19 protein-coding genes are annotated in these 20,722 nt (G+C 53.2%); 16 read left to right on the forward strand and 3 right to left on the reverse strand.

Annotated features, from left to right (window positions below; all coding sequences use genetic code 11):
• Positions 1-93 precede the first annotated feature (93 nt).
• From secA to ACYVJQ_RS03335, 3 genes are read left to right on the forward strand one after another with little or no spacing between them, the layout of a single operon-like run.
• On the forward strand, positions 94-3,468 hold the full coding sequence (gene secA / locus ACYVJQ_RS03325; protein ID WP_460891636.1) for a preprotein translocase subunit SecA: 3,375 nt from the start codon (positions 94-96) through the stop codon (positions 3,466-3,468).
• 1 nt (position 3,469) lies between these two features.
• Entirely contained in the window at positions 3,470-4,129 is a 660-nt protein-coding gene (gene deoC, locus ACYVJQ_RS03330) for a deoxyribose-phosphate aldolase (RefSeq protein WP_460891637.1), read from the forward strand.
• A gap of 11 nt (positions 4,130-4,140) precedes the next feature.
• Positions 4,141-4,671, forward strand: a complete 531-nt coding sequence (locus ACYVJQ_RS03335; RefSeq protein ID WP_460891638.1) for a sporulation protein — start codon at positions 4,141-4,143, stop codon at positions 4,669-4,671.
• Positions 4,672-4,758: 87 nt separating this feature from the next.
• On the opposite strand, the gene ACYVJQ_RS03340 is transcribed toward ACYVJQ_RS03335, so the two are convergent.
• Positions 4,759-5,211 (reverse strand): hypothetical protein, encoded by a 453-nt coding sequence (locus ACYVJQ_RS03340; protein ID WP_460891639.1) that lies wholly within the window; start codon positions 5,209-5,211, stop codon positions 4,759-4,761.
• A gap of 207 nt (positions 5,212-5,418) precedes the next feature.
• Between ACYVJQ_RS03340 and ACYVJQ_RS03345 the strand changes: the two genes are divergently transcribed.
• Entirely contained in the window at positions 5,419-6,621 is a 1,203-nt protein-coding gene (locus tag ACYVJQ_RS03345; protein WP_460891640.1) for a M20 metallopeptidase family protein, read from the forward strand.
• Positions 6,622-6,772: 151 nt separating this feature from the next.
• Here ACYVJQ_RS03345 and ACYVJQ_RS03350 read toward each other — a convergent pair whose 3' ends face one another.
• On the reverse strand, positions 6,773-8,038 hold the full coding sequence (locus ACYVJQ_RS03350; protein ID WP_460891641.1) for a porin: 1,266 nt from the start codon (positions 8,036-8,038) through the stop codon (positions 6,773-6,775).
• 311 nt (positions 8,039-8,349) lie between these two features.
• Between ACYVJQ_RS03350 and ACYVJQ_RS03355 the strand changes: the two genes are divergently transcribed.
• The 5 genes from ACYVJQ_RS03355 to ACYVJQ_RS03375 all read left to right on the forward strand — a co-directional run bounded on the left by ACYVJQ_RS03355 (position 8,350) and on the right by ACYVJQ_RS03375 (position 13,396).
• A complete protein-coding gene (locus tag ACYVJQ_RS03355; RefSeq protein ID WP_460891642.1) occupies positions 8,350-8,757 on the forward strand; it encodes an Hsp20/alpha crystallin family protein in 408 nt (135 codons plus the stop codon).
• Between the two features lie 174 nt (positions 8,758-8,931).
• Positions 8,932-10,425, forward strand: a complete 1,494-nt coding sequence (locus ACYVJQ_RS03360) for a Do family serine endopeptidase (protein ID WP_460891643.1) — start codon at positions 8,932-8,934, stop codon at positions 10,423-10,425.
• Positions 10,426-10,575: 150 nt separating this feature from the next.
• Positions 10,576-12,120, forward strand: coding sequence for an L-piperidine-6-carboxylate dehydrogenase (gene amaB / locus ACYVJQ_RS03365; RefSeq protein ID WP_460891644.1), 1,545 nt, complete (start codon positions 10,576-10,578; stop codon positions 12,118-12,120).
• 115 nt (positions 12,121-12,235) lie between these two features.
• Positions 12,236-12,721: a hypothetical protein gene (locus ACYVJQ_RS03370; RefSeq protein WP_460891645.1), complete on the forward strand. Its 486-nt coding sequence runs from the start codon at positions 12,236-12,238 to the stop codon at positions 12,719-12,721.
• A gap of 174 nt (positions 12,722-12,895) precedes the next feature.
• Positions 12,896-13,396 (forward strand): DUF4442 domain-containing protein, encoded by a 501-nt coding sequence (locus tag ACYVJQ_RS03375; protein ID WP_460891646.1) that lies wholly within the window; start codon positions 12,896-12,898, stop codon positions 13,394-13,396.
• Here ACYVJQ_RS03375 and ACYVJQ_RS03380 read toward each other — a convergent pair.
• On the reverse strand, positions 13,393-14,337 hold the full coding sequence (locus ACYVJQ_RS03380; RefSeq protein ID WP_460891647.1) for an alpha/beta fold hydrolase: 945 nt from the start codon (positions 14,335-14,337) through the stop codon (positions 13,393-13,395). The two genes, ACYVJQ_RS03375 and ACYVJQ_RS03380, sit on opposite strands and share 4 nt — an antisense overlap.
• Positions 14,338-14,565: 228 nt before the next feature.
• On the opposite strand from ACYVJQ_RS03380, the gene ACYVJQ_RS03385 reads away from it, so the two are divergent.
• The 7 genes from ACYVJQ_RS03385 to ACYVJQ_RS03415 all read left to right on the forward strand — a co-directional run bounded on the left by ACYVJQ_RS03385 (position 14,566) and on the right by ACYVJQ_RS03415 (position 20,561).
• Complete coding sequence (locus ACYVJQ_RS03385) at positions 14,566-15,126, forward strand: RNA polymerase sigma factor (protein WP_460891648.1); 561 nt, start codon at positions 14,566-14,568, stop codon at positions 15,124-15,126.
• 47 nt (positions 15,127-15,173) lie between these two features.
• Positions 15,174-15,743 carry a hypothetical protein gene (locus ACYVJQ_RS03390; protein WP_460891649.1) on the forward strand — a complete coding sequence of 190 codons (570 nt, stop codon included), beginning with the start codon at positions 15,174-15,176 and terminating at the stop codon, positions 15,741-15,743.
• Positions 15,740-17,077 (forward strand): DUF4097 family beta strand repeat-containing protein, encoded by a 1,338-nt coding sequence (locus tag ACYVJQ_RS03395; RefSeq protein WP_460891650.1) that lies wholly within the window; start codon positions 15,740-15,742, stop codon positions 17,075-17,077. Before ACYVJQ_RS03390 ends, ACYVJQ_RS03395 begins: the two co-directional genes overlap by 4 nt.
• 109 nt (positions 17,078-17,186) lie before the next feature.
• On the forward strand, positions 17,187-17,612 hold the full coding sequence (locus ACYVJQ_RS03400; RefSeq protein ID WP_460891651.1) for a RidA family protein: 426 nt from the start codon (positions 17,187-17,189) through the stop codon (positions 17,610-17,612).
• 174 nt (positions 17,613-17,786) lie between these two features.
• On the forward strand, positions 17,787-19,586 hold the full coding sequence (locus ACYVJQ_RS03405) for a MutS-related protein (RefSeq protein WP_460891652.1): 1,800 nt from the start codon (positions 17,787-17,789) through the stop codon (positions 19,584-19,586).
• Between the two features lie 111 nt (positions 19,587-19,697).
• Positions 19,698-19,946, forward strand: a complete 249-nt coding sequence (locus tag ACYVJQ_RS03410; protein ID WP_460891653.1) for a hypothetical protein — start codon at positions 19,698-19,700, stop codon at positions 19,944-19,946.
• Positions 19,947-20,117: 171 nt separating this feature from the next.
• Complete coding sequence (locus ACYVJQ_RS03415) at positions 20,118-20,561, forward strand: hypothetical protein (protein WP_460891654.1); 444 nt, start codon at positions 20,118-20,120, stop codon at positions 20,559-20,561.
• Positions 20,562-20,722 lie beyond the last annotated feature (161 nt).

Genomic DNA, 20,722 nt, shown 5'->3' on the forward strand with positions numbered 1-20,722 from the left:
ATGCAGGGATGGTATTGTTTTGGCTAGATAGAAAATTGTCGGAAAAACCGCGTATTTTTGAAATTGAATCAAGTACATCTTAAATAGTAGTTTATGTTTGACTTTTTTGGGAAGACGGTCGCCAAGATTTTCGGAACCAAGTCGGATCGGGATATCAAGGGCGTGATGCCGTATGTGGGACTCATCAACCAGGAGTTTGCCAAATTGGCCACCCTCACAGATGACCAACTCCGGAACCGTACGCAAGAGGTGCAAGCCGCCATTGCCGCCCGTCTCAAACCCATTGATGATAAAATAGCCGCGCTCCACCTGCGCATTGAGAACGAGCAGGATCTGGACATCGCCCAGAAAGAGGAGATCTTTGTGGAGATTGATGAGCTGGAGAAGGAGCGCAACAAAGACCTGGAAGTGGTGCTCATGGAAGTGCTGCCCGAGGCCTTTGCCATTGTCAAGGAAACCGCCCGTCGTTTCAAAGAAAATGGTCAACTGACTGTTACCGCCACTGACCTGGACCACACCTTCGCGGCCCGCAAACCCAACGTGCAGATCAATGGTGACCAGGCCGTTTGGGCCAACCGCTGGAATGCCGCCGGTACTGAGGTAGTCTGGGACATGCTCCACTATGATGTGCAGCTGATTGGTGGTATTGTGTTGCACCAGGGCAAGATTGCCGAGATGGCCACAGGGGAGGGAAAAACGTTAGTAGCTACCTTACCTGCCTTCTTGAACGCCCTGGCCAAACGCGGCGTGCACGTGGTAACCGTGAACGACTACCTGGCCAAGCGTGACTCTGAGTGGATGGCGCCTTTGTTTGAGTTCCATGGTATCACCATTGACTGTATAGACAAACACCAGCCTAATACAGACGCCCGCCGCCAGGCCTATCTGGCAGATATCACCTACGGTACCAACAACGAGTTCGGGTTTGACTACCTGCGCGACAACATGTCCCGTGAGCCGGGTGAGCTGGTGCAGCGCAAGCACCACTACGCCATGGTGGATGAGGTAGACTCCGTGTTGATTGACGATGCCCGTACTCCGTTGATTATTTCCGGCCCTGTGCCGCGAGGCGATGAGCATGAGTTCTACGTGTTGAAACCGCGTGTGGCTGCCCTGGTAGAAAATCAGCGCAAGCTGGTGGGAAACTACCTGGTGGAAGCCAAGCGCCTGATCAAAGAGGGAAATGACAAAGAAGGCGGTCTGGCCTTGTTCAGAGCCTTTAGAGGTCTTCCTAAAAACAAGCCGTTGATCAAATTCCTGAGCGAGACCGGCGTGCGCCAGATCTTGCTTAAGACCGAGGCGTTCTACCTGCAGGATCACTCCCGCCAGATGCCAGAGGCCGATGCGCCCCTGTACTTCACCATTGACGAGAAGCATAACCAGATTGAACTCACCGAGAAAGGCATTGACCTGATCACCGGCCAGGGTGAAGACCCGAACCTATTCATCTTGCCAGATATCGGAACCGAGATCGCCAATATTGAAAACCATAAGGAACTGTCTGCGGAGGACAAACTGCACCAGAAAGAGCACCTGATCCAGGAGTACCAGGACAAGTCGCAGCGCGTGCACACCATCAACCAGTTACTTAAGGCCTATACCCTGTTTGAGAAGGACACCGAGTACATCGTGACTGATGACCACAAGGTGAAGATCGTAGATGAGCAGACGGGCCGCGTAATGGAAGGTCGCCGGTACTCAGACGGCTTGCACCAGGCCATTGAAGCCAAGGAAAACGTGCGCGTGGAAGACGCCACCCAAACCTACGCTACGGTTACTTTGCAGAACTACTTCCGGATGTACCACAAGCTGGCCGGTATGACCGGTACGGCAGAGACCGAAGCCGGTGAGTTCTGGGAGATTTACAAGCTGGATGTGGTAGTAATCCCTACCAATCGTGTAGCCCAACGTAAAGACGAGCACGACAAGGTTTACAAGACCATTAGGGAGAAATACAACGCCGTTGCCGAAGAGATCCAGGAACTGACCAAAGCCGGGCGTCCGGTGCTGGTAGGTACCACTTCGGTGGAGATTTCTGAATTGGTAAGCCGTATGCTCAAGATACGCGGTATTCCGCACCAGGTCTTGAACGCCAAGCAACACCAGCGTGAGGCTGAGATTGTAGCCGAAGCCGGTAAGCCGAGCACCGTGACCATTGCCACCAACATGGCCGGCCGTGGTACGGATATTAAACTTACCCCGGAATCTAAAGCCGCCGGCGGATTGGCCATTATTGGTACCGAGCGCCATGAGTCGCGCCGGGTAGACCGCCAGTTGCGTGGTCGTTCAGGCCGCCAGGGTGACCCGGGATCTTCGCAGTTCTTCGTGTCTCTGGAAGACAGCTTAATGCGTCTGTTCGGTTCTGACCGTATTGCCCGCTTAATGGATAGAATGGGTCTGGAGGAAGGCGAAGTGATTCAGCACTCCATGATTACCAACTCCATTGAGAGAGCCCAGAAGAAAGTAGAGGAAAACAACTTCGGGACGCGTAAGCGCCTGTTGGAGTATGATGACGTGATGAACGCCCAGCGCGAGGTGGTGTACAAACGCCGCCGCAACGCCCTCTACGGGGAGCGTCTGGAGCTGGACATCTGGAACATGATCTATGACACCGCAGAGGACATTGTACAGACCTACAAAGCCACCGGTAACCATGAGGACTTCCTGCTGCACATCATTAGAGTGTACGGGTTCAACTCCACTATCACGGCGGCAGAACTGACCGGGCAATCGGTAGACGTGCTCATGGACCGTCTTTACAATGAAGCCCTGGACTTCTACCTGGCTAAGAGTCACCAGATCATGGAGCAGTCTGCCCCTATCATGGCAGATATCTACCAGAACCGCGGGCCAATGATTGAGAACATTGCCGTACCGTTCACAGACGGCCGCAAGCAGATCACCGCCGTAGCCAACCTGGAGAAAGTAGTGAACAGCCATGGCAAAGAGCTAATCAAGACCGTAGAGAAAGTGATCACGCTGGCCACCATTGACCAGGCCTGGACTCAGCACCTGCGCGAGATGGATGACCTGAAGCAAAGCGTGCAGAATGCCGTGTACGAGCAGAAAGATCCGTTGTTGATTTACAAGTTTGAGTCTTTTGAGTTGTTCAAACGCATGATCAGCAAGGTGAACGAGGAGACTGTTTCCTTCCTGTTCAAGGCAGATTTACCCGTGCAGCAGGAGCAACCGGTACCGGTGCAGGAAGCCCGCCAGACGCAGGCCCCCAGACCACCGCGCTTGCATGAGCAGAAGGAAGAAGTACACTCTACCTTAGAGGAAACTATTCCGGATATGCCGCAGCAGGCCCCGGCCCAAAAGCAGGCCCCCGTACGCGTGGAGAAAACAGCCGGCCGTAATGACAAGGTAAGCGTGCAGTACATGGACGGCCGCGTGCTCAAAGACGTGAAGTTCAAGAACGTAGAAAACGACTTGCTTAATAACCGTTGCATCATCATTGAAGATTAACGTGCAAATAGAGCCGGAACAGAGCCTGGCGCCGTACATTGACCATACGGTGCTCAGGCCTGATACCACCCAGGCCATGGTGGAACAACTGTGCCAGGAGGCAGCTGAGCACCACTTTGCGGCGGTGTGCGTGCCCCCCTGTTTTGTAAAGCAGGCCGTGGCCGCTTTGCAGGACACCGGCGTGGAGATTGCCACCGTGATAGGTTTTCCGCTGGGGTATCAGTTAGCCAAAGTGAAGTTCTTTGAGGCCCACCAGGCCTTAACGGAAGGCGCCACCGAGATTGACGTGGTCATGAACATTGCAGCCTTCAAGTCTGGCAAGCATGAAGAAGTCATGTCTGAGCTGCAGGAGCTAAGCACCCTGTGCCACTTCAAAAACGCCATCCTGAAGGTGATTATTGAAACCGCCTTGCTGTCACCGGAGGAGATCGTGCAGGCCTGTCACCTATGCGTAGAGGCCGAGGCTGACTTTGTGAAAACCTCTACCGGTTTTGCCGCCAGCGGTGCCAAGGTGGAAGACATTCTTTTGATGCGGTCTACCCTGCCAACCCACATCAGGATCAAGGCCTCGGGCGGAATCAAAACCAAGGACGCCGCCCTTGCGTTGGTGAAGGCGGGAGCAGACCGGATAGGAACATCCTCCGGCGTTTCATTGCTATGAGATTGACACAGATGACCTATAGATTTTTTACCATCCTGTGCCTGGGCGCCATGATGAGCTGTGCCGCTACCAGCGGGGGAACTACTGGTGGCACCAGAACCACGCCCGCAGAAACCAAAGCGACAGAGAAAGGCGGTACGGCCACCCTCATAGACACCAAAAAATACCTGCCTACATTCCCTGCGGCTTCGGCTGGAGGAGCTGCTCCTGTGGCTATGACGGTGCCCACGCATCACGTGCGCAACCAGGTCAACCTGCTTATGGATAGCGTAGTACAGGTGAACAAAAACATCAGGTACGCGGCCGGTTATCGCATTCTGGCCTACACGGGCAATGAGCGCAAAGCGGCCATGGACCTTAGAAACAACATTATCCAGCGCCTGCCAGAGGAGAAGGACTACCTTACCTACAAACAGCCTACTTACCAACTCAAGATAGGGGACTTCCTGACCCGCGTGGAAGCACACGCGGCCTTGATGAAAATCAAGGACTTGTTGCCTAACGCCCTTTTGGTACCCGAGACTGTGAATATTCCTAAGTAGGCCAATTAGTCTTTACCCGGTTGAAAAATCTCTTCCGCCGTTTCAGAGCCGTTTTCCCAAAAACAGCCTTGAAGCGGCGGTTTTCTTTTAGTTGAAATCGGCGGCGGTGATGGTGAGCGAGTAAGTGGCTTCATAGCTCTTCTCTTTGCGGTATTGCCAGTTCCTAGAGGCCGTGAAATCAGTTTTGGGGTTAGAGAACTGCCGGGTTCCGGTTACAAACAGGCTTTTGAAGTAAGACATACGGGGCTTAGCCTTCTCAAAATCGAAAACCATGCCTTCATCCGTAGACCCACTTCGGCTCCAGACGGTCATGGATTGGCCCGGGGAGATGACACTTTCCAGGATGGGGTTGCCGGTGAGTTGCACCGCTGCCGCGTCTAGTTCCAGCCGCACCTGCAGGTTTTCTGTAGTGTCATTCTTTATCTTGTAGGTATAGTGCGGCTCCTTGTCTGGCCAAAGAAGGTCGCAGCCAGAAAATACCAACGTGAATGTGCAAGCCACGGCCAGGAGCAGGAACTGTTTTTTACGGGAAGAAGACATGCCAGGTAGAGATTAAGCTTTTACATAACAGGCGCAGCGTACCGGCCTATGCCAAAAAGTGCCTTTGGTTAGTAGGCTATACGTAAGCCTGCTATAACGTTTGTCCTTTCCGCCCTTGGCTGTTTTGGGCCTGTTTTCCCAAAAACAGGCCCAAAACAGCAGAAATTTTTTCTAGTTACCTTTGCCTTTCAGCTTAACCTAGTTCCCATGCAAGACCTTTCCCGCCGCATTCAGGCCCTGGCCAGTCAGTATGCCCATGACACGGTGGCCACGCGCCATCACCTGCACCAGTACCCTGAGCTTTCCTTTCAGGAGCATGAGACCTCGGCCTACGTGTTTCAGAAGCTGCAGGAATATGGCCTGCAACCGGAACGCATGACGGAGACGGGCATAGTGGCACTGGTCAAAGGCCGTAACCCAGAGAAAGCCACTACCGCCCTGCGCGCCGACCTGGACGCTCTGCCTATTCTGGAAACAAATGAGGTGGCCTACAAGTCAAAACGGGAAGGGGTGATGCATGCCTGCGGCCATGACGTGCACACGTCTTCGCTGCTTACCACGGCCCGCATTCTGCAGGAACTACGCCATGAGTTTGAAGGCACCGTCAAGCTTATTTTCCAACCCGGTGAGGAGAAATTCCCCGGGGGAGCGTCTTTGATGATCAAGGAGGGAGTGTTGGAGAACCCGGCACCCGCCAGTATCATGGGGCAGCACGTGTTTCCTTTGCTGTCGGCGGGTAAGGTAGGGTTCCGGTCTGGCATGTACATGGCCAGTGCAGATGAGATTTACGTGACCGTGAAGGGCAAAGGCGGCCACGGCGGCTTGCCCGAGCAACTGGTAGACCCGGTCCTCATGACAGCGCATTTGCTGGTGGCCCTGCAGCAGATTGTCAGCCGACGCGCCAATCCCAAGATTCCCTCGGTGCTGTCCTTCGGGAAGGTGATAGCAGAGGGCGCCACCAACGTGATACCCGGGGAGGTAAAACTGGAGGGTACTTTCAGAACCATGGATGAAAACTGGCGGGCCGAAGCCAAAGTGCTGATGAAAAAGCTAGCCGAAGGCCTTTGCGAAAGCATGGGCGGCTCCTGCGAGTTCACCATCATGGATGGTTATCCATTCCTGAAGAATGACCCGGCCCTGGTGGCCCGGGCCCGGGCTGCGGCAGAAACCTATCTGGGCACTGAGAATGTAGTGGACCTGGATATGTGGATGGCCGCTGAAGACTTTGCCTATTACTCCCAGATTACCCCCGCCTGCTTCTACCGGTTAGGCACCCGCAATGAAGCGCAAGGCATTACTTCAGGCGTGCACACACCCACCTTTAACATAGATGAAGACGCCCTGGAAGTAGGCAGCGGCCTCATGGCGTGGCTAGCTATTCAGGAATTGCAGGTGCTTGCCTCAGAATAAAACCCCATCCATCTGCTATTCTAAAAGGACCTTGTAGGCAGACTTAAAAGAGGGAATGTAGCTACTACTGTTTAGGCTTCTCTGGAAGATAAAAAGCGTTTCGGGCCTGTTTTTGGAAAAACAGGCCCGAAACGCTTTTCTCGTTTTTTACCTAAATGCCTAGCTCTACCTGAAGCCTCAGAATCCAGGCGTCTTGGGTGTCATGGGCAATGGGCAGGAAATCCTTGGTTTGGTAGGTGAGGTCAGACTGTAGTTTGATGCGGTGCCAGCGCAGGTAATAGTTGGCCGCCAGCGTGTACTGCTTGGTTTGCTGCACCAGCTTTTCTACCGCTGCGTTGGGCGTGATCACCGAGTAACGGCCGGCCAATTCAAAATGACTGGGGAATTGGTAGCTCAGTTGCCCGTTGTAGCCATGGCCGGCAAACACGAAATCAGTCTCGTTGTCTTCGGTGGGTTTTGTGAAAACGGGGGTACCGGCCGTGCGGCGGTTAAATTCATGGTAGGTGGCCCAGCCGTTGTACTTGAACACCATATCTGCTATGAGCGACTGCAGGTCAGTGAAGCCGGGCAAGGGGCGCCCAATCTGGCCGCCGGATCGGTAGGCGTTGTCATTCTCAGAAAAGGAAACCCCCACCGACAGCTTAGGCGTAGGCTCCCGGACCCAGTCGCCTTCAAAATAGTCACCGCCCATGGTGAATTCCCCGAAGGGAAGGGCCTCTACGCGGCCGGTATAGGCCACCCCAGAGCCTTTAATGGGAGAGGCGTTGCGGCCATCGCCGTTAGAAATGGCGGCCTGCAGATGGATAGGCATGTTGCCGAGCTGGTTTTTATAGAAAGCGAAAAGGCCAAAATCGCGGTCCAGGGTGAACGTGGCGTTGACAATAGAGCGGTCTACAAACTGCTGTTCGCCGGAGGAAATTACCCGTTGCCGGTTGCCGGGCAGTTTGCTTTGGCCCAGACCTATCTTCAGGTTGGGGGTGAACTGGTAAAAGACAATGGCATCTCTGATGATCTGTGGGTGCTCGGAGTTTTCCAGGTCCATGTCGCCGGGCGAAAAGCCCAACTGCAGGGAATAGGTAAGTTTCTTGCTGATCAGAAAGCCAGAGGAACGCAGCCGCAGCCGCTTGATGTAACCGCCATGCGAGGCCAGACCCAGGTCGCTGCCAGATTGGGTCTGGAAATCGGCCCGGTTCTGCATCCTGAACCTGAGGCTGATGCCAGCCGAGGTGTCCCGGGCCAGGATCCTGATCCCCTCCTTCTGGTCCAAAACCACATCGGCGTAGTTTTGCTGATGGTCTTGGGCGAAGGTAGGTAGGCCAATTATGCAGAAACAGATCAAGGCAAGGAAAACGTGTTTTTTCATAGGGGTAGAGGAATTGGTAATGGGTAAGGCGTTGCTTTTGACTTGGCCAGGCATGCAGGGTTTTAGGTTATAGGAGGCAGTGGCGTAAAAATGAAAGGCAAGAAGGTCAGCAAAACCGGAAAGAAACTGAAATGAGGAATTACCTTTTGGTTGAGCACAAGCCAAGAGACAGCTAATTTACCCAGAAAGTAGGAAGGAAGAAGTAATGCAAGACAAAATGGCTGATTTTTAAAAAATAGCCTGGTGATTATAAGACGTAATGGCTGAATTTTAGGGATGGTATAGATTTTATAGCATAAGAGGTAGCCAATTGATATACACCTAACATTATAAAAAGAATGACTCTTATAAACCAATCACCCACTTTGAACCACAGACCACTAGCGTTCCAGCAGTTGTTAGACGGCCTTTTCCAGGACCAATTGCCCACCAGCCGTAAAGGACAAGGCTTTACCCCAGCTGTAGACCTTTGGGAAACCCAAGCCGGGTATGAACTAGAGATGGCCTTACCGGGCCTTAAAAAAGAAGAGCTAAGCGTAGAGTTTCAGGAAGGCGTGTTAACCGTTAGCGGCACACGGGCTCTTGAGAAAACAGACCAGGAAAGAAAATACCACCGGGTAGAAAACCTATACGGGGCCTTTAAGCGCTCTTTCAAATTGCCCGAGCACGTAGACGGAAGCGCCATTGAGGCCCAATTGGAGAATGGGGTATTACGGCTGTCAATACCTAAGGTAGCGGAGAAAGTAATGAAGCGCCAAATCACCGTAAAGTAACCAGGCCAAACTGCCAAGTGTTAAAAGGAGTCTGTTGGGCTCCTTTTTGGCTTGGTCTTTGTTTACTTTAACATACTAGTTTTACTATTTTAGCGTTTCTTCCGTAACAATTAAGAAACAGACTGTAAGACAGATAAACCAATTTATTTATTAACTTTTTAGCTTACCTGAAATATGAAAACGAAACAAGTAATGTTTGGTTTGTTGCTTTCTGCTTTGGTAGGCGGAGGGGTGGGCGTTGGTAGTTACAAACTACTGGAAGATGATGCGCCTGCCGCTGGGCAGCAATTACCAAATACCAACGTGCGCTATACCAGTGATATGCGCACCTCTACCGTTACCGTGCCAGAAGGCATCAACTTTGTAACCTCCGCTGAACTGGTGACTCCTGCCGTGGTGCACGTCACCACTGAGTACAACGTGCAGGCTAGCCGTGGGCAAAGCCAGATCAATCCATTTCTGCGTGATTTCTTCGGAGATGATTTTGAAGGATACCAGCAACGTCCGCAGGGGCCGGCCCAGGGCTCAGGCTCAGGGGTGATTATTGCCTCTAACGGCTACATTGTGACTAACAACCACGTAATTGACCGCGCTGATAAGATTCAGGTAATCCTGGATGACAAACGCACCTTTGAGGCTACTTTGGTGGGTACAGACCCTAACACAGACATTGCCCTCTTAAAAATTGGGGCAGAAAACCTGCCGGCCCTTCGCTACGGCAACTCAGATAATGTGCGCGTAGGCGAATGGGTGCTGGCGGTAGGTAACCCCTTCAACCTGAACTCTACCGTAACAGCCGGTATTGTAAGTGCCAAAGGTCGTAACGTGGGTATTCTGCAGGCCGCCGGTAACATGAGCGTAGAGTCTTTCATTCAGACAGACGCCGCCGTGAACCCTGGTAACAGTGGGGGCGCCCTGGTAAACCTGAACGGAGACCTGGTGGGTATTAACACCGCCATCGCCTCGCAGACGGGTACTTTCTCTGGCTATTCTTTTGCGGTGCCTTCTTCTATTGTGAGCAAGGTAGTAGATGACCTGCTAAAATACGGCGAGGTACAGCGCGCGCTCCTAGGCGTGCAGATGCAAGAAGTTGACGCCGAGCTGGCCAAAGACAAGAACCTGAAAACCCTGAATGGGGTGTACGTAGCTGAGTTCTCTGAAGGTAGTGCCGCCAAGGCCGCCGGACTGGAGAAAGGTGACGTGATCACCGAGATCAACGGCGTGAAGATTAACACCGGTGCCCAATTGCAAGAACAGGTGACCCGTTACCGTCCTGGTGATAAGATCAAGGTGAGTTACCTGCGCGGCGGATCCAGTAAAACGGCCAACGTTACCCTGCGTAACTCTAACGGCAGCACTGAGATTGTGAAACGTGACCCTAAGGCCAGCAGATCCTTAACCATAGACGGTGCCAAGTTTGAGGCAGCCAGCAAACAGGATCTGAACAAACTGGACTTGACCGGTGGGGTGAGAATCAATGGAGTGCAGGGAAGCGCCTTCGCCGAAACCGGCATGCGGGATGGCTTCATTATTACCAGCATTGACAAGAACCCTATGAATACGCCAGAAGACGTGCAGAAGGTCCTGAAAACTACCAGACGGGGCGGACTCCTGATTGAAGGGGTGTACCCAGACGGCCGGAGAGCTTATTACGCCATTGGCCGCTAGTTTTTGCCTAACTTTAGAAAAACAGGCCTAAAACGGCTTTAAGAAAAGCTCCTGCCATTGGCGGGAGCTTTTTGTTTTTGTATCTTACCAGAAAGGCCTATACTAGGGCTTTTATTCGCATTTACGTCCAGAATTAAACCTATTACCCCTATGCACCACACTATTTCAGATATATTGTCTTCCCTGGGCATTCAGGAGACCAATGCCGCCTTTAGCACCGGTTTGAACTGGGGCGCAGGCAGCAGCGGTCAGACCCGGGCTATCCATTCCCCCACCAACGGCAAATTGATTGCCCAGGTGACCATGGCCTCTGAGCAGGACTATGAACAAGTGATCACTACCGCCCAACAGGCATTTCAGGAGTGGCGTACCTGGCCGTCGCCTAAGCGTGGCGAAGTGGTGCGGCAGATAGGGCAGAAGCTGCGCGAGCACAAGCGGGCCCTGGGTACCCTGGTGAGCTATGAGATGGGCAAGATTATGCAGGAAGGCCTGGGCGAGGTACAGGAGATGATTGACATCTGTGACTTCGCGGTAGGGCTTTCACGGCAACTGCACGGCTATACCATGCACTCAGAGCGGCCTACGCACCGCATGTATGAGCAGTACCACCCGCTAGGCATTGTGGGCGTTATCTCGGCGTTCAACTTCCCAGTGGCCGTGTGGAGCTGGAACGCCATGCTGGCCGCCATCTGCGGCGATGTGGTGGTTTGGAAACCTTCAGAGAAAACCCCACTTACGGCGGTGGCCTGCCAGCACATTATCCAGGAAGTGCTTAAGCAGAACCACGTGCCCGAAGGCGTCTTCAACATGATCATAGGCGATGCCTCCATCGGCAGCAAAATGGCCCATGATGAGCGCGTGCCCCTGATCTCTGCCACCGGTTCTACCCGCATGGGCAAGAAGGTAGGAGAGGCCGTAGGCGCCCGCTTGGGCAAATCACTGCTGGAGTTGGGCGGTAACAACGCCATCATCCTAACCCAGAACGCTGACCTGGAAATGGCGCTACGGGCCGTGGTATTTGGCGCGGTAGGCACCGCCGGCCAGCGCTGCACCTCTACCCGCCGCTTGATCATCCATGACAGCATCTATGACGAGGTAAAAGAGCGCCTGCTCAAAATCTATCCTAAACTGCCTATTGGTGATCCTCTCAAAGAGGAAATCCTAGTAGGGCCGCTAATTGACAAAGACGCCGTAACTGCGTTTCTCAAGGCGCTGGAGGAAGTACAGAAAGAAGGAGGAGAACTGCTGACCGGCGGAAAAGTGCTGGAGGGCGAGGAATACGCCACCGGAACCTACGTAACCCCGGCCATTGTAGAGGCCCAGAACCATTACCACATGGTGCAGGAAGAGACGTTTGCGCCCATTCTGTACCTGATCAAATACAGCGGCGAGGTAGAAGAGGCTATTGCCATCCAGAACGGGGTGCGCCAGGGCTTGTCTTCGTCCATCTTCTCCACTAACCTGCTGGAAACCGAAGCCTTCCTGAGCCACTGGGGTTCTGACTGCGGCATTGCCAACGTGAACATTGGTACCTCGGGCGCCGAGATTGGCGGGGCCTTTGGCGGGGAGAAAGACACCGGTGGCGGACGTGAGTCGGGATCAGATGCGTGGCGTTTTTATATGCGCCGGCAAACGAATACCATCAACTTTGGGCGGGAGTTGCCGCTGGCCCAGGGCATTCGGTTTGAGTTTTAGGCTGCGGCAGGCTTGGTCTTCGGTATCCTGAAATCCGTAAACATATGGTCAGGGTCTTTGTTGTGTAAACGAGAGTACGTTCTTTGAGTACCCACTAGTTCAAATCACCCAACCCATGGATTCTTCCATTAAACAAGCGCAAAAGCAAGGCGAACGCTACGCCGTCAAAGCCACCCTAGTCACAGAACTGGGCCTGGCCCTGCTGTCCTTTACCCTGCTGCTGCTGGCCACCCATTCGGCCCAGGTTTTCTGGGACATTATCACCTACCTGGGGGCTGTGAATGTGGCGGTGTTTGTGGTGGCGAGTGTGCTGTTTGCCTATCTGGTGGGCCGAAATGCCGGCGTAAAGATTTTGGTGAAGAAAAGGCGGTATGCCTGGGTAGGCCTGTTTTCTGGGTTGAAGGTGGTGTTTTTCTCTACCTTGGTTTGCGTGGCAACGGCCCTGCTGGTGCAGTCGGTCATGGGTCCCCTGGAGCTGGGCTGGCTGGTGGACTTTATCATGAAGCCTTTCGCCTGGGTTGCCTTGCTGTGTCTGGTGCCGGTGGCGCTGGCTGGCATCTGGTACGGATACACGTTACGTAGAAGCACTGAACGCCCGTAAGAAAATACAAAGCTTAAATAAGAAGAAAGCCTCCCGGTCTGCATGGCCGGGAGGCTTCTTACGTTTTGAGGGTGTTTTGGCCAAAACAGGCTTAAAACGGAATGGCGTGCGCTGCGTTAATTTCCTAAAGCCCGTTCTTCTTCTTACCTTTTCTCCTGTACCAGCCCTTACGCCATGTCTGCCCACGCCCGCCTTGCTGCCTTCCAGAAATTGATTACTAACCCCATCAAGTTCCGGCTATTCCTGTTCAAGAACCTGCCCATGGCCTACCTGGCGGGCATACGCGTGAAAAGCCTCACGGAGCAACAGGCGCAGGTCACCATCTCCTACGGCTACCTTACCAAGAACCCGTTTAAGTCTATCTACTTTGCCTGCCTCTCTATGGCCGCCGAGATGGCCTCTGGCGTGCTTTCCATGATGTACCTATACCAGGCCAACCCCTCGGTATCTATGCTGGTGGTAAGCCTGGAAGCCGATTTCAGCAAGAAGGCGGTGGGCACGGTTACGTTCACCTGTCAGGATGGCGATGCTATTGCCGCGGCCGTACTTCAAACCCAGGAAACCGGACAGCCTACCAGCGTGCAGGCCCTTAGCGTGGGCCACAATGCGAACGGCGAGGAAGTGGCTCGCTTCCGGGTGACCTGGTCATACAAGGCCAGAACGGCAAAGGCCTAACTCTTGCGGCTGGTTTTCTTCAGGAACTGCTTTACTTCTTTCTGGAACTGGGCATTCTGCTCCAGGTAAATCACGTGCCCGCCCGGCATGGAAACCACGGTTTGGTTCGGGAATTTAAAGCTTTGGTAGTGGTTGGGTCCAATGGAGAAATCCTGTTGCCCGGCAATGACCAACACCGGCATTTTTAGGTATCTAGAAACCTCGGTGAAATCCTGGAAGTACTCTGGGTAAGTAGACCAGGACTGCCCGAAGCTGTAGTTCTGGGGACGTTTGGCGTCTTCCTGGTTCATTTTCTCCAAGCCTTCTGATGTGGTGTACATGAGTTGGTGGTAGGCGTTCTTCTCGTTCAGGGCATTGATAATATCCATGAAACGGTCAAAGATGGGGCGTTTGGTATCCAGGAAAGGAGCGGGGTCAGCGGGCTTGAGAATCTCCAGGCCCTTGTCTATCTGCACCTGCGCCGAGGCCTTCAGGTTTAGCGTGGCGCTCAGCAACACCATGCGGGAAACCGTCTTCGGGAAATAATAGGCGTACTCCGTGGCCAGAATGCCGCCGAAGGAGTGGGCCAGCACCGTCCAGGCAGGGAACCCAAGCTGTTGCCGCACCTCGTCAAAATCAAGGACAGTTCGCCTTAGGCTATAGTTGCCGGACGGGGCTTTCCCGGAACGGCCCGAGCCCCGCTGATCTACATAAATCATCTGCAGAGAATCTTCCAGGGTATTCAAACCCAGTACCTCAAACGAGTGGCTCCAGGCACCGGGTCCGCCATGGATGAACAGGCACGGTTTGCCCTTACCAGATACCTTCACATACAGCTCGGTTCCGTCACTCATGGTCAGGCGCAGTTCGCGTGGGGCGTTAGCGGCAGTGGTTACCTGGGCTTGGGCAAAGCCTCCGCAAATAACCAGTAACAGCAGCAGAAAAAAGGAGCGGATCTTCATGGCTTTTAAATTTTGTGCGAAATTGGTAAAAATCTTGAATAAATAAAGAAAAGTAAGGTTCAACGGAAAATTTCGGAACCTGGTGCAACCCTTGCCTTTTCGGCTTGTCTTTAGAGTAGAAATTAGGGAACAAGCGTGTGGGTCTGCAGACTCAAAAAGGGGTTGGTGTTGTTCCAGTTGGGTTGCTGTAAGTGAAGTGCATCATGATGAGGCTTAAAAAGTAACAATTTGGAGACGCTGGAATATACTGACGTAAACGCGCAGGTGGTAGCCCGATGTAAGGAGGGGGACCGAAAGGCGCAGTATGAGCTCTATAAGCTCTACAGTAAATCTATGTTCAACGTGAGCATGCGCATCACCAATGATTACACAGAGGCCGAAGACGTCTTGCAGGAATCGTTTCTGAGCGCGTTTAGGGAACTGCACTCCTTCAAAGGCGATGCCACCTTTGGCAGCTGGCTTAAGCGCATTGTCATTAACAAGGCGATTACCAAAGTGCGCAGCCGGCGCCTGCAGGTAGTGCCCATGGAGGAGCACCAGGATTTTGCCGAGGAGGCCCCTGACTATGACCAGGAGGAAATGGACTACAAGGTGGACTGCATCAAGAAAGCTATTCAGGCATTGCCAGACGGTTACCGGGTGGTGCTCACGCTGTACCTGCTGGAAGGCTATGACCACGGCGAGATAGCCGAGGTGCTGGGCATAAGTGAAGCCACCTCCAAATCACAGTACAGCCGGGCCCGCAAGAAATTGCTGACCCTCATGAAAGAAGAAACGTTTCTTGCCTGATTTCTAAAAAACGAACCTAAAACAGAAAGCCAAAAGCTTTAACAGCCATGAGTGACAAACTAAAAGACTTTGTACAGGCCCATAGAGAGGAATTTGACTCTTTCACGCCCCGCCCAGATCTGTGGCAGGACATAGCCGCCGAGCTTCCAGCAGGGCAGACCGCCCCGCAAGAGGCATCTGCCCCTGAAGCCAAGGTCTTCTCCCTGAACTGGAACACCGCTTGGCGTTATGCCGCCGCCGTGGCCCTGTTGGTAACGGCGGCCTTTGTCTTGCGCTACCTAAGCGTAAACAACGGCCAACCATCTGCGCCTTTGGCCGCCAACGGCCAGCCCGTGACCCTGGAGAAGATAGCCCCTGAGCTGCGCCAGATGGAAACGCGGTACGTGCAGGTGATTGAGAAAAAAGAGTCCAAACTAAAGGCCATGGGCGCCGAGGTACAGTTTGCCGAGCTGGATTCTGCCTACAATGAACTCAAAAAAGAGCTTTACACCACCCCCAACAAAGAAGTGCTGCTACAGGCCATGGGCGACAACCTTAAAATGAGGATAGCCCTGCTCAACCAACAATTGGAGGTAGTGGAACATAAAAACAGTGATAAAAAATTGCGTGCGCTATGAAACTACCCATATCTAAATTGCTGGTTTTCCTGAGCTTCTGGGCGGCGGTTCCTGCCGTACAGGGCCAAACGGTGAAACAGAAGGCCGTCTGTGAAGAGGCGGTAAAGGAACACCTAAGAATAAATCTAAGCGAGCTGGAAGCCGGCTCCCTGAAGCTTGCCTTGGAGTCTTTGCCAGCCGTAAACCAAGAATTGGCGGTTCTGGCAGCCAATGGCAAAGTAATTACCCTGCAGCATTTGGCGCCGCTGGCTTCCTTGCCGCCCCTCCCAGAAATTCCGCTGCAAACCGGTCCTGCCAAATCCATGGAGGCAGACCCTAACGCCCAGCCGCCTTTCTCCACCACCAAAGTGAAGAAGATTGACCGCTCCTTTAAAGTAGACCGCTCAGATAAGCTGGCCATTGAAAACCAGTTTGGTAGGGTAGAGGTGCAGACCTGGGGCAAGAATGAGATGGCCGTAGAGGTGACCATTATCTCGCGCGCCGCCACTGAGGAAAAAGCCCAGGAGATTCTGGACAAGATCAACGTGCGGGTAAACGAAGACCGCGGCAACAACCTTATCTCGTTTACCACAGAGCGCGAACCCATGCAGATTCGCTCTAGCAGCGAGAAGGCCTTTGAGATCAACTATCTGGTGAAAATGCCAAAGGCCAACCCCTTAAGGGTAAGCAACAAATACGGCACGGTGCAGGTGCCAGACCTGGATGGCCCCACTGAGTTAGAGGTGAAGTATGGCACACTTACGGCTGGCCGGCTCAACAACGCCAGAAATAATGTGCAGTTGGCCTACAGCGGGGGAGAGTGCCAGGTAGACTACATGAAAGGCGGCGACCTGAACGTGAAATATTCCCGCCTTCGCCTTACCGCCGCCGATGACATCAAGACCAGCACCGGTTACAGCAGCATCACTATTGACAAGGTAGAGACCCTTACTATTGAGAGCCGCTATGACACCAGGTTTTCCTTGGGCAGCGTGGGGCAGATTACCGGTAACGGAAGCTACTCGGGCATCAAGATTGGTAGTCTCAAAGAATCGGCAAGCCTTAACATGAAATACTGCTCTGGGTTTGAGATCGCCAACGTGGCGCCTAGCTTCAAAAACCTGAACCTCACCGCCGGTTACACCGGTATGGCCCTGGGCTTCGCCGATAATTCGGCCTTCAACTTTGAGGTGGAGACGCAGTACGGCAGCCTTAAAATGGACCAGGACCTGGCCAGTTTCAGCTTTAAGGAAGTAAGGAACACTTCCAGTTCTTACAAAGGCAAATATGGCAAGTCCTCGCCTAGAGGTACGGTAAACGTCAACAGCCGCTACGGTAGCGTGGCTTTCAGGTAAGAAAAGTATAGGTTTAATAATAGGGAAAGAGCGGGCCGCAAATGGCCCGCTTTTTTTATACGGCTGTTTTTAGGCTATTTTTGTAAAAACAGGCCCAAAACGTGCTGCCATGGAAAATATACCCAATTCCCCTATTCATGCCTCCCAGGCGCCTGCCCCGGTGGGCTTGTACCCGCATGCCCGCAAGGTAGGCAACCTGCTGTTTCTCTCAGGCGTGGGGCCCAGGGTGAAAGGCGAGCAACAGATTCCCGGCGTCACCCTGGATGCAGATGGCCACATTGCAAGCTATGACATAGAGGCGCAGTGCCACTCAGTGTTCAAAAACGTACGGACCATTCTGGAGGAGGCCGGCTCTGCCTGGGAAAACCTGGTGGACGTGACCGTGTTCCTGACCAACATGAAGGCAGATTTCCAGACCTACAACCGGCTGTACGCCGAGTATTTCAAAGACTGCCAGCCCTGTCGTACCACGGTAGGGGTAAATGCCCTGCCTACGCCCATTGCCATTGAACTCAAGTGCATTGCCACTATCTAGGTGAAAATTAGTGCCGTGCCGCAATAACTTCCGTAGGTTTGCCTCTAAATAAGAGAGACTTTCTGTTTTGAGGGTGTTTTTAGGAAAATGGCCCCGAAACAGAACCTAACGTACCCAGCCAGAGAGCCCTACTTTGTCTACCTTTTTTGAAGCTTTTCCGCCCTTACTACTTCTATGCAAAATACCCCAGAGTTGCTGTTTGCTGAGCGCCAGCAGCGCTTTTTCGCCGCCGAAGAACGGCAAGCCCTTACTTACCGCTGGGTGGGTTGGCTGCGCCTTGCTTTTTTTGTAGGGGCTGCGGTAGGTGGCGCTGCCTTGTTGTATTACGGGCATGCCATAGCCGGGCTCTCGGTGCTTTTTGGTGGGTATTTCATTTTTGCGGCCCTTATCCATTGGCACAACAAGATTGAATACGCCCGCAAGCACCAACTGTACCTGGGCCTGATCAACCGCGCCGAGCAGGAACGGCTCCAAGGCGATTTGAAAGACCTGCCCAACGGTGCCCAGTTTGAGGAGCCCAGCCATTACTACGCCGCCGACCTGGATGTTTTCGGGCATAATTCCCTCTTTCAGTTGCTCAACCGGGCCGTGACCCTTTTAGGCCAGCAGCGCCTAGCCGAATGGCTGAAAACCCCGGCCCCGGCCCCGGAGATTTTGGCCCGCCAGGAAGCCGTGGCCGAGCTGGTGCCCGATCTTGAATGGCGCCAGAACCTGCAGGCCCGCGCCATGCACCACCACCGCAAAACCCAGCAACTACCCCAGCCCTTTTTACTTTGGCTGCGCCAACCCAATTTTTTCAAGGGCAAAGCCTGGCTGGTTGTAGCTACGTTTCTGCTGCCTTTGCTTACGCTGGCGGCCCTTGTATACTGGATAGAAGGCCACTCGCATTACCCGTTCCTGGCATTGGTGGTGGTACAGTTTCTGGTGGCGGTGAAATTCCAGCGCCAGCGCGATGAGTATTATGAGGAAAGCAGCGGCATGTATGAGACCCTGCGCAGTTACACAGACATGCTGGTGCACATTGAGGGCCGGTCTTTCCAGAGCGCGCGGGCCCGGCAGCTGCAGCAGGAGCTGAACATAGACGCCAAACCTGCCTCTGAGCACGTGCGGCAACTGGCTTCCATCATTCAGTACTTATCGGCCCGCCTTAACACCTACCTCAACTTTATCCTCAACCACGTGCTCATGTGGGACTTTATCTGGATGTGGCGCCTGGAACGCTGGAAACGCTCTATGTCTGGCAGCATTGGCCAGGTTTTGAACGCCGCCGCCGAGTTTGAGGCCCTGGCCAGCCTGGCGGCTTATCAGTTTGCCAACCCAGACTACGCCGTGCCGCACATCAGCCAGGAACCTTTCCTGTTTGAGGCCCAGGAGGTAAGCCACCCGCTTATCTTCAGCGCCAGCCGCAAGGCTAATAGCATTTCCTTTCAGGGGGCGGGGCACACGGTTTTGATTACGGGGTCCAACATGTCGGGTAAGAGTACCTTTCTGCGGGCAGTAGGGGTGAACATGGTGCTGGCGTTTACCGGGGCGGCCGTCTGCGCCCGGAAGCTGGCTGTTTATCCAGCGCTGGTCTATACCAGCATGCGCACCGAAGACAACCTGGCCGAGAACACCTCTTCCTTCTACGCCGAACTCAAACGCCTGAAGATTCTCATAGACCTGACGGCCACGGGGCAGCCTGTGTATTTCTTCCTGGATGAGATCCTGAAGGGCACCAATTCCCATGACCGGCATGAGGGGGCCATGGCCCTGATCAGGCAGCTGCATCAGCGGCAGGCGGCGGGGTTTGTGTCTACCCATGACCTGGAACTGGGCAATATGGAACAGGAGTTGCCGGGTTCGGTGGAGAACTTCAGTTTCAACAGTTACTTTGAAGACGGGCAACTGCGCTTTGACTATACCCTGCGGCCAGGCATCTGCCAGAGCTTTAACGCCAGCCAGCTCATGCGGCAGATGGGCATAGAGATGTAGTTTAGGGCTGTTTTTGAAAAAACGCCCCTAAAACTGCTTTATTGGTTATTCGCCCATGCGTAGGTCCTGTTATCTTTGTCTTTTTCTTTTACCAATTTTCCCTATTAGCCCATGCGTATTGTCGCTGATATTCCCCATCCTGAAATAAAGATCACCCTGCTTTCCTGGAACGACAAGTACCTGCTTAAACTGGAGTTGGGCCCATTTGAACAGACTTACAAAGTAAGTGAGATGGAAGTAACGGGAGGGGATGAAGAAGTGAAAAAATGGTTGGACGAGCCTTTCCTGGAGGCAAGCATTGAGCTGTTTCTGGCCATGCGTAAAAACCTGCATGAGGCCCGCCGCCGTCACGATTTCTAGGGAGTAATCCGTATTTATACTTATTTTTCTCCCAGCCTATGGAAAATGCCTGGGAGAACTTGCAAAAGCAAAAACCTTGTCCTACTTTCAATGCAAGACAGACAACAAGTGACTATTCTATAATTCACGGTGCCGTTAATTGGGGTTGCGGTGCATGTCTCTTACAGCTATATGCAGATAGGATTAAGCAAACATATAAAGATTTCCTATCGGGCAGATATGCAAACGGTCATTATCCGTTGGCAACAGCCTGTCACTTTCACAGAGTTTAAGATAAACTGCCTGGCCATTCTGGCGTTGGCCAAAGAAAACAGCGCCAACTCCTGGCTGCTGGATTGTAGGTCTAAAGGGGAAATTACCCAACAGGAGAGTGACTGGCTTACCCATGAATTCTATCCCAAAGCCATTGAGCAGGTAGCGTCCCAGTTGGTGGTGGCCTGGTTATTGACCCCCCGCCAAATGCAGCGCCTCACAGAAGGAGCCTCTCTTTCGGCGGTGACCCTGGATAATCCCGTTATCCGGAGAAAAGCCTTCATGACCGAGCAAGATGCCGTGAAATGGCTGGAGGAATCTTTGGCAGAATTGGAGCAGAAGAACATTCCGCGGCGGTCCTAGAACCAGTATCCCTTCTTTTTCTTTCTTGACTTCCTGGTTTTGGCCCTGGGCTACGCCTTCTTGAATTGTGGCCGTTTTCCTTTTTCCTGCCCGACTCTTGGGCCTATCCTTCCTCTACTTTCTTTTTAGCTGTTGTCAAAGCTGAAGGCGTTTTAGGCCTG

The sequence above is a fragment of the Rufibacter soli genome (assembly GCF_054781795.1).